We start from the raw sequence: 16,626 nt of genomic DNA, 5'->3' as shown, positions 1-16,626 counted from the left end.
TGTTCAGTGCTGAATACTGAGCACTGAACACGGATCACTTTATAAATTCCCTATCGTCTTATCCTTCGGATATTTGACTACATAGCTAATTCTAATTTTTTTGGTTTCATTAGACTTTAAATTTAATTCCCAAGTTAAAATGCCTGTTTCGGTATTTACTTTTGCACCGTCTTTTTCTAATAATTCAATTTCTATTTCCTTGTCGGTTGATAAGGGATATTGGTCTTTCAATAACATATATACCGCCTCTTTTTTATTGTTGCGAAGGGTGATGTCATAGGTAAAGGTTTGTTCTTTTTTAGAGGATAAGAACTTAGTCCCCGACTTGTCAGCTACTTTCTCTCTTTTTACCGATACTTTTTTATCTCTTCCTAAACTTAAATTCAATGTGTCAGCGGTTTGATTTGGGTTGATATAGGTTTTACCCACATACATACCTTCAAAAATAATGTTGGCTTCACCTGCTAGTAAGTTATATTTGCCATAATCGTTGATTTCTGCCATTAAAAAAGCTTCTTTTTCCACTCTTGGAGCCGAATAATATTTGAATGTGGCAGGAATTTTAAAATCTTTCAGGGCTACACTATGCGCTTTTCCGTTCGATAAAATATCGTAAGGAATATCAATATCAAAGGAAATATTAAGTTGACTTTCTACTATATCTACATAACCTGATAAACTCGAAGTTGACATTTCTTCTTTTAGTGCATCATTTTGGACTTGTACCCCCGCAGCTCTACTTTGCAACTGATTCATGACGCCTTTTTGTTTGTAACTATAATTCGGGTTGGCATAGTTTAAAAACCACGAACTCAAAATAGGCGCTTGGTTGTTCTGATTAGGATTGCCAGAAGATAAGGTCAACTTAATTTTTTTCCAGTCCAAGCCCGTGTTTTGTACCACTTGTGCTTTATACATCATTTGGATAGGTTCTTTTACGTTTTCAGCCCGTAGCTCGTAAAATGGATTCCAACTGGCATTCGGACTGATGTATGAAATTTCCAAAGGGACATTCCCAGCCGAAGTATTCATAAGTTGTAAGACCAGTTTGCCTGTTGTTGTTTTTTCCTCTTTGCTACTGTCTATTTCTAATTTTGCATTCAAACGTTGCAAAATCGTGTTCAGTTTTTTCTCTTTTTCTTCTAAAACGTTAATGGAATTGCTGATTTCAGTTCTTTTGTTTTTATAATAATCCACCATCTTGGATAATTCTATCACACTTAAACCTGAATTTTGTCCAAATACTTGTTGGTTTTTATCTAATAATTCAATGGTTTTTTGCTCGGCAGTTTTCGAGTTTCCTAATTTGATGATTTCTTTTTGTACGAGTTGAATACTATCGCGCACTTTTTTGATAGCTGGCGAGTTCGCATCCAAATCATATTCGGAAATATAATCGTTGGTGTATTGCACGGAAAGGACAGTAACCGTAGCAGGTGCGCCTATTTGAATGGAGTTTTCATTCAAGTAATTGGCAACATTTTTAACTACCACTTCACTAGTACCGTTAGTCAGGAGTACATGAGCTTGGTGAACCATCTCGGCCGAATTAAAATAAACGGTAGCTTCTTTTAATTTGGCATTGGTAAAAATAGGTTTTTGTGCCAGCAACTGAGCCGACACAAAAACCAGCATGGAGGTTAGTATAGTCTTCATCTTTTTGATTTTCGCTTATATTAGATAAGAGTACAATTTAATCAAAAAGGTTGGGAAAGATGTTTAAATTAATCTAAAATTTCTTCAACTGGAGCTAAAATACTATCTTTTGCAATGCTATCTTGTGGGATTTTGATGCGTAAAAGATTTCGTGCACGACCCGAAATATAAACAGGTACTGATTGTCCAATGGTGTCATCAACAGTAATCAATGCACGGCGTAGCATCAAGTTCTTGATAAATTTCTGATGTTTTTCTGCATAGGATTTCTGATTGCCTTCTTCATTGAACTGATACATGAATTTTTTAGGCTTTGGCACTATAGATGCCAAAAATAAACATTCATTCAAACTCAATTGTTGCGGTGTTTTTTGGAAATAGTATTGCGATGCTTCGCCTATACCATATACATCAGGCCCCCATTCAATAATATTGAAATATACTTCTAACATACGTTGTTTAGAGGCAATACGGTTGTTTTCTAAAATATAGACTAACAAAATTTCTTCTAATTTACGTGATAAGGTTTTCTCACGGGTCAAGAATACGTTTTTGACTAATTGCATACTAATAGTACTGGCGCCTCGGGCAAAGCGTTTGGTGCGTATGTTTTTAGTGATTGATTGTTTGAAAGCTTCCGAAATAAATCCACGGTGGCGCATAAATGATGGGTCTTCACTAGTGAGGACGGCATCTTTTAAATAAGACGGAATAGAATCCAAGGGGGTGTAATTCGGGTTAGCGTTGCCCACCCAAACCGCACGTTGTGGTCTACCATTTTCGATAGCACGGTATTTGAATTCAGTATTCAATTTCTCTAAATTGGCTTGACCGTATTTGCGTATGCGTAGATTGTTTTTGTTGAATTTACTATCAAAAACCAATTGATGTGGCTTGTTGATATTGACTTCAAAATTCAAAAGATAATCAAATTCTCCCTCAGCTTCCATGCCTTCAAAATGCGAAAATAAACCTTCAGGCAATGAAGAAATGAAATCCTGTGCTTTCATTTTCTCTAAGTTGAGTTTCATTTTGTAAATGGTATCCTTGGCGGTATTGTATTCTAAAAACGGTTTAACTTTAATTTTGTTGAGTTTAGCAACCGAATTTTCACTCAATGAAATGAAGTCACTTCCTAATACAAATTGAAAATCAAATTCCGCATCGCGAACAATAACGTCTTTACTAGCAATTTTTGGATGATTTACAGTCAAATTAGCAATAGAGGCTAAACCATTAATGTTGAGCTCACCAAAATTCATTTCTATTTGGTCTACTTTCAAGCGTATTTTATCGAAACTGGTTTTTAAACCAAAACGTTTTTCTATATATGGAATTTGAATTTGAGTGGTATCGGCAGAAGCAAATATCAAATCGGTTTGTTTTTTTCTGGCGTTAGCATAGCCTTGAATATTCCATTTTTGCGAAAAATCATCGGCTGTAACTTGAATCTGCGTCTGTAATTGGTCTTCTTTTAAGCTTAAATCATTCATATAAAATGCCACTTTTCGATGCATATCTTGTATGCGAAGCGACAATTTTTGAAGATGCATTTGCGTAGGAATAAGATTTAAGGCTTTGTTCAAAATGCGATTTGCTAATTGTGCATAATTCCTTTTGTCAGTAACTATTTCTTCTTCATCCTTATTTTTTTTAAGAAAAGCATCAAAGTTTCTACCTTTTTCGTTTTTAACCAATTGGATAAAACCGTTTTGCATTTCTAAATTTTGCAATTGCAAATCGCCCGTGACTAATTTAAATAAGTTGATTTCGGTTTTGATTTTTTCTACCGAAAGTAAAGTGTCTTTAGCAATGGGAATAATACAGATATTTTCCATGGCTACACTCGAGGCACCAATGAATTCGGCTTTACCAATATGGAATTCGGTGTTATAATCCGTTTTGAATTTATGTTGTGCTTTTTGCACAGCTTGTTGCAATAAGGTATCTCTAAAGAAATATAGACCTGCAATACTTAGTAACATGATACCTCCTAAAATTTTTAAAACTAAAAATAACCACTGCTTTTTTGTTCTCATTTTGTTTGGGGATTATTGCGACAGCGAAACTACAAAATCTTCCACTTCTTTTTTCTGTTGTGCATATTTTTCTTGTAGGGTAGAGCCTTCCCCCATACGTTTGTAGTATTCTAAAGCTTTATTCGCAAAAAAAAGTTGCTTGTCATCCGCTGGGCTAGGAATGTGTGGGAAGGTTTTGTGAAATAACATTTCGTAGTAGGCTTGCCATTCGCGCTCGTTTTTATCCATGACGAGGGTTTCAGGTGCTTTTTGAGCCACGTGTATCATTTCGTGTGCAATCAAATTCAGCATGAGTTTGAATTCAAAAGCAAAAGTATTTTCAGGAATGCGAATGATTTGTGGTTTGCCGAATTCCCCTTCTGTAGTCATCAAAATAAATTTGGGTTCCGCTTTTTCACGCAATTCGAAACTACCAAAATTAGGATGTTTGATGCCAAAGGTTTCAATCACATAATTCGCACAAGCGATGGTTTCTCCCAGTTCGTGGTAGGTATGAACGGTTTGAAGGATTTCTTCGAAGGATTTCATAGGATATTATTTTAGACCTAACAGGTTTTCAAAACCTGTTAGGTGTTTGACTGAACGTAAAAGTTAATTATCCAAACAATTCACTCACCACATCTTCAATTTTAGCGACCAATTTAACTTGAATAGCAAAATCTTGAGTCGTGATTTTATTATATTTTGAAACAAATATGGTGGAGAAACCTAATTTTTCGGCTTCTTGTATGCGTTGCTCGATACGGTTTACTGGGCGAATTTCGCCAGAAAGTCCTACTTCGCCTGCAAAACAAATGTCTTTGCCTACAGGAATGTCTTCGTTGGAAGAAAGGATGGCACCTACAACGGCCAAATCAATAGCGGTATCATCAACGGTGATACCTCCTGTTATGTTCAGGAATACATCTTTAGCACCTAATCGAAATCCAGCTCTTTTTTCTAATACGGCCAAAATCATGTTGAGTCGTTTCGCATTGTATCCTGTGGTACTACGTTGCGGTGTTCCGTACACAGCGGTTGAAACTAGGGCTTGAATTTCTATCATAATCGGTCGCATACCTTCCATAGTAGTGGCAATAGCTGTTCCGGATAGTTCTTCTTCCTTGTGAGAAATCAGAATTTCAGAAGGGTTAGCGACTTCTCTTAGTCCTGAACCTTGCATTTCATAAATGCCTAATTCAGCCGTAGAACCAAAACGGTTTTTCAATGAACGCAAAATACGGTATATGTGATTACGGTCGCCTTCAAACTGCAAAACCGTGTCGACCATGTGTTCCAAGATTTTAGGTCCAGCAATGTTTCCATCTTTAGTAATATGACCAATAAGAATCACGGGAGTATTCGTTTCTTTGGCAAATTTGATAAGCTCTGCAGTACATTCTTTAATTTGAGAAATGCTCCCTGCCGAGGATTCAATGTAATCGGTTTGTAAGGTTTGTATCGAATCGATGATGACCACATCGGGCTCGATAGCCTCAATTTGACGGAAGATATTTTGTGTCTTGGTTTCGGTTAAGATATAGCAATTGTCGTTTTGAGTGGTTATGCGTTCGGCACGCATTTTTATTTGCTTTTGACTTTCCTCTCCTGAAACGTATAGCGTTTTGTAGGGTAATTTTAGAGAAATTTGCAAAAGTAAAGTACTTTTTCCAATGCCAGGTTCACCGCCTAATAGCGTTAAAGAACCAGGTACAAGACCACCACCCAATACGCGATTCAATTCACCGTCGGTCGTATTCATGCGAATTTCTTCGGTCGAATCAATTTCGTGTACTAAAAGCGGTTTGGCTACTTTTTTGGTAGGGGAAACGTCGGTTTTCCAAGCTACTTTTTCTTCTTTTTGGATAACTTCTTCTACTATGGTATTCCACTGTTTACAAGCAGTACATTGTCCCTGCCATTTAGAAAATTGAGTGCCACAACTTTGACAAAAAAAAGCGGTTTTTACTTTGGCCATTGTTTACTTGGAATATTTATATGTTTTTTTATATGGGAAAGACTTGAAAGGGGAATCCCATCAAGTCTTTGTGTTTTGTAATTATAAGAAGTGTTAGTCTTGTTTCTTTTCTTCTTTTGGCGTTTCCGCTGGCGTTTCCGCAGGAACTTCTTCTATGATTTCTTCGGCTTTTTTATCTTTAGCTTTTCCGCCCTTTAACTTGTCTTTTTTAGGAAGCAAGGCTTTTAATTCTTCGGCTTTATTCATCATGAAATCCTTAGTGATATCGCCAATTTCTGCTTTTGAAAACGAATCTTGGTAAAATTTCAAGGCTTTTTTTGTCTCGCCACGTTTTTCCCAATACATTCCCATGTGGTATTCGTACAACATGGTTTTTTCATATTGTTGTCCCGAAATTTGAGCTAGTTGCTCGTATTCATACCAGGCTTCGTTTTTCTTGATAGCCGATTCTATGGCTTTCATATCATTCAAACGCATTTTCATTTTAACCCCTAATGCTTTTTCAATCTGTTCGTATTTTTTGTTTAAATACTCTACATAACCTTCTTTAAGAACTACAATTTTTTCTTGATATTCTATAGAACTGATAGGTTGATACACTGCAAAGATTTGATACAACGCACTAGGTATTGCATTTGGAGCTATTCCGTAATGAGCAATGCCTTTGAAATCATCAAATTTATAATTTAACAAATCATTTTTGATAGTTTTGATGTTCGTATCTAAGATTTTGATGTTTTTTTGAAATTTTCTCAAATCGCCATCAGATGTAGCTTGGTAATAGTGTAGCGGCTCTTTAGTTTCAGCTAGACGCGCCGCTATCCTGCCTTCCATGCCTAAAGCTAAATCTGGACTCATCGAAATATAACCAGTGAATAATGGCGTTTCTTTGTATAAAAAAGAATTGATAAAGCCTGCAGTAGTATCTAAACCAGCGATGATTCTGAAGGGTGAAATTCTGTATTTTTTTTCTAAATGTGGTAAAAGTTCAGTGCTTATAAATTCAAAGAAAGCGGCACCTTTACCCGTGGGTAATCCTGTAGATTCATCCATTTGTGAATCAGCATATCTTTCATCGTTTTTGTTTTGATGAATACCGACCAAGATTACTTCAGGCATATCGTCCCAATAATTTCCATATTTTAAAGTGCCTTCAAAAGGAGCAAAAAGGAATTCGCTGTCTAATACAAGAATCATAGGGTAGGAGCGATCAGGATTCGCTTGATATGACTCAGGGAGTTTTACAGTTATGTCACGCTTCGTGTTAAGTTTTATAGAGGCAAAATGATCTACTGTTGTCTGACAAGTTGCGATGATACTGGTAAACAGGGCAAAAGCCAAGATTATTTTTTTCATAGTGAAATATGACTTGAATTGAAGAAGCAATTTAGTGAATTATTTTCTACGATTCACTAATGGTAAAGCTAAAAACCCAAATAACCCTAAGAATACAGTTATGATAAGTTGAGAAATCCAAATTATCCAACCCAAAGCAGTACCTGCTTCTTCAGGGATATGGTAAAGAATAAGGATTTTTGAAATTAGAGCAGGAAAAAAACCAAAACCTCCATTAGTGAAAGTCATAACTAATCCACCAATAACAAAAGCTACTATAGTAGTACCTAAAGTCATGTTTTGAGTGGCATCAAGAGATTGAACGGTTAAGTAGAACATCAAGATATACGAACCCCAAATAAGTAAGGTGTGGAATAAAAATGGCCATTTGTTAGGCATGTTGAAGATGGTTAACACCCCTTCATTAAGCCCTTCAATTTTTGATTTCAACTGGATTATCAATTTCCATTTGGAATATTTATAGAGATAAATAGAAGTTAAAAGTCCTAGAAAACCTAAAATAGCCAAAATTAGTAACAGTGGAATAGGAATGTTTTTTAAAAGAAATTCTTTTAAGGTGTTAAATTCCAATGCTACTGCTGTTAAAATAAGCAGTATTAAAATAAAGAAATCGACTATGCGTTCGGCTATAATGGTTCCGAAAGCCTTGTCAAAAGGAATTTCTTTATATTTTTTTAGTACTAAGGCTCTGGATACTTCTCCTGATCTAGGGATGCCAAGATTAACCAAATAGCCTATGCTGACCGCTAAAAAATTGATGGTAAAACCTGGGTAGCTGCCTATCTCAGCTAAAGTGTATTTCCAGCGATAAGCTCTAAAAACATAGCCTAAAAAAGCTACAAAGAGCGCCATTGCTACAAAATTGTAATTTGCAGTAATAAAATAGCTTTTCATTTTAGCTAGCTGAGCTGGCGTAAATGAGGTGTAGATATAATATGTCAACCCTGCTCCAAGCAGAACAGGAATGGCTACACTGGCCACATTGCGTAATTTAGTACTGCTCACTAGGTCTTATTGTAATGAGTTGTTCTCTTCGTTAGGGAAAACAATTGAAGGTTTGAAATTTTTTGCTTCACTCATTTCAATACTGCCATAAGAAATAATGATAATAATATCCCCTTCGTGCACTTTTCGAGCAGCAGGACCGTTTAAGGTAATTTCACCACTATTTCTTGGTCCAGTAATAGCGTATGTTTCAAGTCTTTCGCCATTATTGATGTTAACAATAGAAACTTTTTCGCCTTCAAAAATATTAGCGGCTTCCATTAACGCTTCGTCAATAGTGATACTTCCGATATAATTTAAATCGGCACCGGTAACCTTTACGCGGTGAATTTTTGATTTTACAACTTCAATTCGCATAGTGCAAAGTTATATTATTTTAGTGAAATGTTATCAATCAAGCGGATATTGTTTACAAAAACAGCAATAAAAGCTCGGTAGTTTTTGTTTGACTCTTTTGTGTTGCATGTCAAGAGTGTTTCCTCTTCTGCAATTTCAAAGTACTCTAATTCAAAATGCTTTTGATTTTCAAAAACTTTAACTACCCATTCATTTACCGATTGAGGTGTTTCTGTTTTAAAAAGTTCTTTTGCTTGATTTAAGGTTTTGTATATTATAGATGCCTCAGCGCGTTCTTCTGCAGATAAACGTTCGTTGCGTGAACTCATTGCTAGTCCGTTTTCTTCTCTAAAAATTTCGCAACCCACAACTTCTACTGGAATATGATGTTTTTCAACTAGTTTTTTTACAATTTGTAATTGTTGAAAGTCTTTTTTTCCAAAGTAAGCCCGGTTGGGTTGAACGATTTCGAATAGTTTTTTTACAATAGTTCCTACACCGTCAAAATGACCTGGGCGATGTTTGCCTTCCATTTGAAATTCTAAACCGTCATAGTCAAAATGAGTAGACTCTGTTTTGTTAGTGTAAATATCTTCGATGCTAGGAGCATAGACTATAATGCTATCGTCTAATTGATTTATTTTATTCAAATCACTTTCTAATGTACGAGGGTATTTTTCTAAATCTTCTTGGTTGTTAAATTGGGTGGGATTTACAAAAATACTTACTACTGTAAAGTCATTATTGTGTTTTGATTGTTCCATTAATGATAAGTGACCTTGATGTAAGGCACCCATAGTAGGAACAAAACCAATGGTTTTATTAGCGGCGATTTGTGCTGATAAATAGTGCTTTAAGTCACTTTGTTGTGTGTATAAAGGCATACGAATATTTTGAAAATATGTGCAAAATTACTATTTTAGTCGTTATCTCCATAAAATTTTGTAATTTTGCGTGATTTGTGTCCAATAAACAAAACAGGAAAATAAGCATGGAGGATAAAAGGATTTTATATGTATCATCCGAAGTAGTACCGTATCTACCCGAAAATGAGGTTTCTCAAATGTCATTCGATTTACCAAAAATGATTAATGATCAAGGTGGTCAAATTCGAATTTTTATGCCGAGATACGGTAATGTAAATGAAAGAAGACATCAGTTGCATGAGGTAATACGATTATCAGGAATGAATTTGGTGGTGAATGATGTAGATATGCCATTGATTATCAAAGTTGCTTCTATACCCAAAGAGAGAATTCAGGTATATTTTATTGATAATGATGAATATTTTAAACGTAAATCTACGTTTTCTGATGAGGAAGGAGTTTTGTATCCTGATAATGATGAACGCGCTATTTTCTTTGCTAAAGGAGTGGTAGAAACGGTTAAGAAGTTGAATTGGGTGCCAGATATTATCCATGTTCAAGGGTGGTTAGCTTCTTTGTTACCAGTTTATATGAAGCATTATTATAAAGATGATGCTTTGTTTTCAGAGACGAAAATTGTGACTTCTATTTTTGGTGAAGGTTATCAAGGTGAATTGGATATGGAAATGTCTAAGAAAGTACAGTTTGATGGCGTGCCACAAGAGGCTGTTGCGGATTTAGATACGCCAAGTTATGAAAACTTGATGAAAGTAGCTATAATGCACTCGGACGGGGTTGCCCAAGGGTCAGAAGAAATTTCTTCAAATTTAACAAAATTTATAGAAGCTTCTGGAAAACCTTTTTTACCTTTCGCTGCGAAAGATGTATTAGCAGATGCTTATACACAATTTTATAATACACATATATTAGGATTGTAGATGAAATATAATTGGATTAAGAAAGTTGCTTTGGTTTTGACTATTGGAACTTTAATTTCATGCGATAAAGATTATAATACTATAGGTTCTGAGTTGCTTGGGACTCAAACCTTTGATTTTTTAGCTGGGGAAGATAAAAGTGATCTTGTATCTTTTGAGAATATAGAGGCCTCTAAGGTTCAAACTAATAATTTATTGGTTAATCAATTGGGGGTTTATCCAAATGAAGATTTTGGAACTACAGAAGCATCTTTTGTTTCGCAATTAACTTTAGCTGAAAAAGGGGTAGTCTTTGATAAAACTTTGAGTCCGTCTATCGATAGTGTGGTATTGAGTTTGCCTTACTTTAGTACAAAATTATCTACAGATTCAAATGGGAAAAGTACTTATCGATTAGATTCAATTTTTACGAATAAAAAAGATTATTATACGGATTATAGTACTACTAAATTGCCAAAGATAAAGTTAGAAGTATTTAGAAATAATTTTGCTTTGAACGATTTTGACGCTAATAATCCTCATTTAGGTGCAAAATATTATTCCGATCAAACTAATATATTATCTCAGGTAGGTGAAAAGTTAGCTAATGTGGATTTAGAATTTAATCAAGCTGAGTTTGAACAGCCAAAAGTTGATGCGAATAATGTTTTATTGGATATTAAAGGGAAGCCAGATAATGTTCAAGCTCGCTATTCTCCTCGTGTTCGTATTAAATTAGATAAAGATTTTTTTAGTGCAAATGTTTTAAATGCGCCAAAATCAAATTTAGCAAATGATGATGCTTTTGTGAATAATGTGAGGGGGATTACCCTTAAGGCGTCTCAAATTGGTGTAGATGGTGCTTTAGCAATGTTAGATTTTAAAAAAGCTGATGTTACTATTTATTATAAGCAAAAGAAAGCAGCATCTGATCTTGATAATGCTGTAAAAGATATGAAAACTTTTGTTTTGAAATTGTCAGGAAATAGTGTTAATATCAGGCCTACAGTGCCTGTGGTTAAAGATCCTTCTAAGGTTTATTTAAAAGGAGGTCAGGGTTCTATAGCTACTTTGTTAATTAAGGATGAGTTAATTAATGAATTAAAAGCTAAAAAGGGACTCTTGAATGATGCAAGTTTGTATCTTACAGTTGATCCATCATTCGTAGCTAAGTTATCGGCAACTGGTTCTAAATCGTTTAATTATTTGAATCCAATGCGTTTGTATTTGTTTGATTACGATAATAAAACTTCTCTGGTTGATTATTTTTCAGATAATACAACAGTTAGTAGTTTTCCTAAAAAAAACAAAGTAGTTTTTGGTGGACAATTATTAAAAGTTGGTGATAAATATATGTATCGTATCCGTATTACAGATCATCTTAATCGATTGTTGACTAATACTACAGGGGCTTACAAGAATGTGAAATTGGGCTTAGCGATTACGGAGGATATACGTTTAGTTCCAGAATCTTTAGGGAATTTAGCTTTTTCGACAGCTTTTGTAAATGGTAAAGAATCTTTCTTTCCAATGTCATCTGTTTTGAATCCTTTAGGAACGATTCTAGGTGGAACAACAGGTGCAGATAAAATTCAATTAAAAATTAGTTATACTAAACCTAATTAAATATGTGTGGAATAGTAGGTTATATTGGACATAGAGAAGCGTATCCTATTGTAATCAAAGGATTGAAACGCTTAGAGTATAGAGGCTATGATAGTGCTGGAATTGTGTTGTATGATGGAACTGACCTAAAGTTGTCAAAAACAAAAGGTAAAGTTTCTGATCTAGAAGCTAAATCAGTTAATGAAATTACTCTTAATGGAAATATTGGAATTGGGCATACACGCTGGGCTACGCATGGCGTGCCTAATGATGTGAATTCTCATCCACACGTTTCTAATTCAGGTGATTTAGTTATCGTGCATAATGGTATTATTGAAAATTATGAGCCGTTAAAAAAAGAATTGATCAAAAGAGGCTATACTTTTAAGTCAGATACTGACACGGAAGTTTTGGTGAATTTGATTGAGGATGTGCAGAAAAATGAAGGTTTAAAATTAGGTAAGGCTGTTCAGGTAGCTTTAAAGCAAGTTGTTGGTGCATATGCTATTTGTGTGTTTGACAAAAAAAAGCCAAATGAAATTGTAGTGGCTCGTTTGGGAAGTCCATTAGCAATTGGTATTGGTAAAGATGAGTTTTTTATTGCTTCTGATGCATCTCCTTTTATTGAATATACTTCTAATGCTATTTATTTAGAAGATGAGGAATTGGCAATTGTAAGTTTGGAAAAACCACTGAAAATAAGAAGAGTTAAAGATGATTCTTTAGTAGATCCTTATGTTCAGGAATTACAAATGAACTTAGAGCAAATTGAAAAAGGAGGTTATGATCATTTTATGCTTAAAGAGATTTATGAGCAACCAAATGTAATTAAAGATACTTACAGAGGGCGTTTGTTGTCTAATGATGGTATTGTGAAAATGGCTGGTGTTGAAGATAATATAGATAAGTTTACAAATGCTAATCGCATCTTGATTATTGCTTGTGGTACTTCATGGCATGCTGGTTTAGTTGCTGAGTATATATTCGAAGAGTTTGCTCGTATCCCTGTTGAAGTGGAATATGCTTCGGAATTCCGTTATAGAAATCCTATAATTTATGAAAATGATGTTGTAATTGCTATTTCACAATCGGGTGAGACTGCAGATACATTAGCTGCAATCAAATTAGCAAAAGAAAAAGGAGCTTTTGTGTTTGGTGTTTGTAATGTAGTAGGTTCTTCAATATCTAGGGAATCTCATGCTGGTGCTTATACTCACGCTGGTCCCGAAATTGGAGTGGCTTCAACCAAAGCGTTTACCACTCAAATTACTGTTTTGACTATGATGGCATTGCGTTTAGCTAAAGCTAAGGGTACTTTGTCTACTTCAGATTTTTACCGTTATTTGTCAGAGTTAGAGTTAATACCCGAAAAAGTGCAAGAAGCGTTATTAACTAATGATGTTGCTAAACAAGTGGCAGAGGTTTACAAAGATGCTACAAATTGTTTGTATTTAGGGCGTGGGTATAATTTCCCTGTGGCTTTAGAAGGTGCACTAAAATTAAAAGAAATCTCCTATATACATGCCGAAGGGTATCCAGCTGCTGAAATGAAGCATGGTCCTATTGCTTTAATTGATGAGCACATGCCAGTGGTTGTTATTGCGCCTAAACAAGTACATTATGATAAGGTGGTAAGTAATATTCAAGAAATCAAATCACGAAGTGGTAAAATCATTGCTATTGTGACTAAAGGTGACGAGCAGGTAAGTGCTTTAGCGGATCATGTTATAGAGATACCAGAAACTTCAGATGCATTATCGCCATTATTGGCAACTATTCCATTGCAATTGTTATCATATCATATTGCTGTATTGCGTGGTTGTAATGTAGATCAACCTAGAAATTTAGCTAAGTCTGTTACGGTAGAATAAAAATATTTCAAAGTATAGATTAAGAAAGCAGGAATTTTTCCTGCTTTTTTTATTTTTAAAGTATTAAAGATTAGTGCTTTTGTGTAGTATTTGTGTTAAAATATAGGTAAAACAGTTTGTCAATTGTTTGAAAAAAAGGAGAGCAAATTTTATTAGTTAAAAAAAAATGTCGTAATTTGGTGATATAAACCAATCAAAAATTTAGCGAATGAGAGTCTATTTTACTTTTTTGTCATTGCTTTTTAGCATTTTGACATTTGCTCAAAGTTCTATTTCTGGGAGTGTTACTGATGATAAAGGTCAGCCTGTGCCAGGAGCAAATGTTAAAATTGTTGGAGCTTCTTCAAGTACGTCTTCTGGTTTTGATGGGAGATTTTTTTTGAAAAATGTATCAAATTTTCCTTTTCAAATTGAAGTAGTAATGCTTGGTTATGGAAGTCAAACTGTAACTGTTGAATCTAAAGAGCAGGTAATTGCTATAGTGTTACGAGAACAGTCAACAAGTTTAAATGAAATTGTGGTATCTGCATCTCGTGCTCCAGAACGTGTTATTGAGTCGCCAGTAACGATTGAACGTATGGGGTTGAAGGAAGTTAAAAATACAACCGCTCCCTCTTTTTATGAAGGATTAGAGAATTTAAAAGATATTCATTTTAATACATCAAGTTTTAATTTCAAATCGGTGAATACTCGTGGTTTTGCAACTATTGGGAACACACGTTTTATGCAGTTAGTTGATGGAATGGATAATTCTTCTCCAGCATTAAATTTTGCTGTAGGAAATTTATTAGGTGTTTCTGATTTAGATGTGGCTAGTGTTGAGATTTTGCCAGGAGCTTCTTCTGCTTTATACGGTGCTAACGCTTTTAATGGAATCATGTTTATGAACAGTAGAAATCCATTCAATAAAGAAGGTTTGTCTGCTTATTTTAAATATGGAGTGACTTCACAAGATGTTGCGGGTACTAATAATTTTTATGATTTAGGAATAAGAGGGGCTAAACGTTTTTCAGATCATTTTGCTGCAAAAGCGAACTTTACTTATTTGCAAGCTACGGAGTGGATGGCTGACGATCGTAGAAGTTTAACTACTGGAGGTGTGGGTCATGCGGTGAATCGTAATTATGATGGATTGAATACTTATGGTGATGAAATCAGTGTGTTTATTCCAGGTGTGGGTCAAGTGAGTCGTACGGGTTATGCTGAAAAAGAATTATCTGACGGTAAGATTAATAGTGCAAAACTAGATGCCTCGGTGCACATACGTCCTTGGGCTACTACCGATTCTAAATTTGCTAAAAATATCGAATTTATTGGACAGTATAAAGTAGGTATTGGTAATACGCTTTATCAAGGAGGTAATCGTTATGCTTTGAAAGATTTCTTTATGGATCAGATTAAATTTGAAGTAAAAGGAGATAATTTCTTTGCAAGAATTTACCGTTCAGGTGAAGATGCAGGTAATTCGTATAACTTAGGGTTTGCGGCATGGAATGTGAATCGTGAGGCTAAGTCAGATCCGGCTTGGTTTAAAGATTATGCTACTGCTTATATTATGTCAAACACTGTTTTAGGGCTGCCGGTGGATCAAGCGGATCAAAAAGCAAGAGCCTTTGCTGATTATAATATGGCGATTAGTCCTTTTGTGCCTTTAGCTCCAAGTGGAGGTGTTCGTTTAGAGCCTGGGACTGCTGAATTTAATACAGCATTAACAAAAGTGAAATCGAGTGCCGATTTGACTAAAGGGGCTAAGTTAATAGATCATTCAAGAATTCATCATGTTGATTTGAATTATAATTTTAAAGACATGATCAAGTTTGCGGAAGTGCAAATAGGAGGCTCAGGTCGTCGTTATACTATGGATTCAAAAGGAACGATATTTACTGATAAACCAGGTGAGCCGCTAACTTATAATGAATATGGTGTGTATACACAATTGCAAAAGAAATTAGTAGACGATCGTGTTAAAGTTACGGCTTCTGCACGTTATGATAAATCGCAAAATTTTAAAGGGAATATTTCGCCAAGATTATCGTTATCGTATGCAGCGGGTAAAGAGAAACAACATAATCTTAGAGCTTCTTACCAAACGGGTTTCCGTAACCCAACTACTCAAGATCAATATATTGGTCTAAATGTAGGGCCTGTTGCTTTTGTGGGTTCTGCGGAAGATAATTTATTGCGTTATAAAGAGGTTATTCCGTTAAGTCAAGCTGGTATTGATGGAGGTTTTGGTCAAACTGCAACTGTAACAGCTTATGATGCTTATTATAATTCATTTACTTCGGCTTCGGTAGATCAATACAGACAGACGTTGAATAAGGCAGATTTGAAAATAGCAACCGTAGGATTAGTGAAACCGGAACGTGTGCAGGCTTTTGAAGCAGGATATCGTTCTATTTTTAAAGACATTTCATTCGATTTGAATGCTTATTATAATGTTTATAATGATTTTATCAGTAATTCAAATGTGGTGAAACCTTTGTATGGTGATGTACATACGGATATGACGGGTGCTGAAACAGCAATAAAAAATTCAGATACTAGAAAATTCCAAGTGTACACCAATTCAAAATCAGAGGTTACTTCATTGGGAGTAGGAGTTGGAGCAAGTCGTAAGATTGGTAAATTCAATGTGAGTGGTAGCTATAATTATTCGGATTTTAAATATGATAATAGTCAAGACCCAGATTTTGAGGCAGGATTCAATACGCCTAAGCATCGTGCTAAAGCATCTTTAGGTAGTGACAACTTGTTTATGGGTATTGGGTTTAATGCAAATGTTCGTTACAATTCAAAATATTTATGGGAATCTACTATGGTGGATGCTATAGTACCAGAAAACGTGGTGTATGATGCGCAAATTAATTCTGTAATTCCGTTCTTGAAGTCAATAATCAAAGTTGGAGGTACAAATTTATTTGGTAAAGATTATATCCAAGTACCTGGTGCTGGTAAAATTGGGCGTCAGTATTATATTTCTTGGACAATCAATCCGTAATGTTTAATTTAAAGTAG

General features: G+C 35.0%; 12 protein-coding genes. 4 read left to right on the top strand and 8 right to left on the bottom strand.

Annotated elements, in window-relative coordinates; genetic code table 11:
• Positions 1 to 39: 39 nt before the first annotated feature.
• From ACQY29_RS02650 to panC, 8 genes are all read right to left on the bottom strand, one after another.
• On the bottom strand, positions 40 to 1,656 hold the full coding sequence (locus ACQY29_RS02650) for a mucoidy inhibitor MuiA family protein (RefSeq protein ID WP_428223709.1): 1,617 nt from the start codon (positions 1,654 to 1,656) through the stop codon (positions 40 to 42).
• Positions 1,657 to 1,724: 68 nt separating this feature from the next.
• The gene (locus ACQY29_RS02645) at positions 1,725 to 3,695 is read right to left on the bottom strand and encodes a transglycosylase domain-containing protein (protein ID WP_428223708.1); all 1,971 of its coding nucleotides are present in this window, start codon (positions 3,693 to 3,695) and stop codon (positions 1,725 to 1,727) included.
• 12 nt (positions 3,696 to 3,707) lie between these two features.
• Complete coding sequence (locus ACQY29_RS02640) at positions 3,708 to 4,223, bottom strand: hypothetical protein (RefSeq protein ID WP_428223707.1); 516 nt, start codon at positions 4,221 to 4,223, stop codon at positions 3,708 to 3,710.
• A gap of 67 nt (positions 4,224 to 4,290) precedes the next feature.
• Positions 4,291 to 5,652, bottom strand: coding sequence for a DNA repair protein RadA (gene radA, locus ACQY29_RS02635; protein ID WP_428223706.1), 1,362 nt, complete (start codon positions 5,650 to 5,652; stop codon positions 4,291 to 4,293).
• Positions 5,653 to 5,745: 93 nt separating this feature from the next.
• The gene (locus ACQY29_RS02630) at positions 5,746 to 7,008 is read right to left on the bottom strand and encodes an alpha/beta hydrolase (protein ID WP_428223705.1); all 1,263 of its coding nucleotides are present in this window, start codon (positions 7,006 to 7,008) and stop codon (positions 5,746 to 5,748) included.
• 39 nt (positions 7,009 to 7,047) lie between these two features.
• The gene (locus ACQY29_RS02625) at positions 7,048 to 8,013 is read right to left on the bottom strand and encodes a lysylphosphatidylglycerol synthase transmembrane domain-containing protein (RefSeq protein ID WP_428223704.1); all 966 of its coding nucleotides are present in this window, start codon (positions 8,011 to 8,013) and stop codon (positions 7,048 to 7,050) included.
• Between the two features lie 6 nt (positions 8,014 to 8,019).
• Complete coding sequence (gene panD / locus ACQY29_RS02620) at positions 8,020 to 8,370, bottom strand: aspartate 1-decarboxylase (RefSeq protein ID WP_428223703.1); 351 nt, start codon at positions 8,368 to 8,370, stop codon at positions 8,020 to 8,022.
• 14 nt (positions 8,371 to 8,384) lie between these two features.
• A complete protein-coding gene (gene panC / locus ACQY29_RS02615; RefSeq protein WP_428223702.1) occupies positions 8,385 to 9,233 on the bottom strand; it encodes a pantoate--beta-alanine ligase in 849 nt (282 codons plus the stop codon).
• Between the two features lie 107 nt (positions 9,234 to 9,340).
• On the opposite strand from panC, the gene ACQY29_RS02610 reads away from it, so the two are divergent.
• From ACQY29_RS02610 to ACQY29_RS02595, 4 genes are all read left to right on the top strand, one after another.
• Positions 9,341 to 10,153, top strand: a complete 813-nt coding sequence (locus ACQY29_RS02610; RefSeq protein WP_428223701.1) for a glycogen/starch synthase — start codon at positions 9,341 to 9,343, stop codon at positions 10,151 to 10,153.
• Complete coding sequence (locus ACQY29_RS02605) at positions 10,154 to 11,758, top strand: DUF4270 domain-containing protein (protein ID WP_428223700.1); 1,605 nt, start codon at positions 10,154 to 10,156, stop codon at positions 11,756 to 11,758.
• Between the two features lie 2 nt (positions 11,759 to 11,760).
• The gene (glmS, locus tag ACQY29_RS02600) at positions 11,761 to 13,608 is read left to right on the top strand and encodes a glutamine--fructose-6-phosphate transaminase (isomerizing) (RefSeq protein ID WP_428223699.1); all 1,848 of its coding nucleotides are present in this window, start codon (positions 11,761 to 11,763) and stop codon (positions 13,606 to 13,608) included.
• A gap of 208 nt (positions 13,609 to 13,816) precedes the next feature.
• Positions 13,817 to 16,609, top strand: coding sequence for a TonB-dependent receptor (locus ACQY29_RS02595; protein ID WP_428223698.1), 2,793 nt, complete (start codon positions 13,817 to 13,819; stop codon positions 16,607 to 16,609).
• The last annotated feature ends 17 nt before the right edge of the window (positions 16,610 to 16,626 follow it).

The organism is Flavobacterium sp., from assembly GCF_965262375.1.
In the GTDB taxonomy this organism is placed as follows: domain Bacteria; phylum Bacteroidota; class Bacteroidia; order Flavobacteriales; family Flavobacteriaceae; genus Flavobacterium.
The sequence above is the reverse complement of the archived record's forward strand: the minus strand, read 5'-3'. Positions and strand labels throughout refer to the sequence as shown.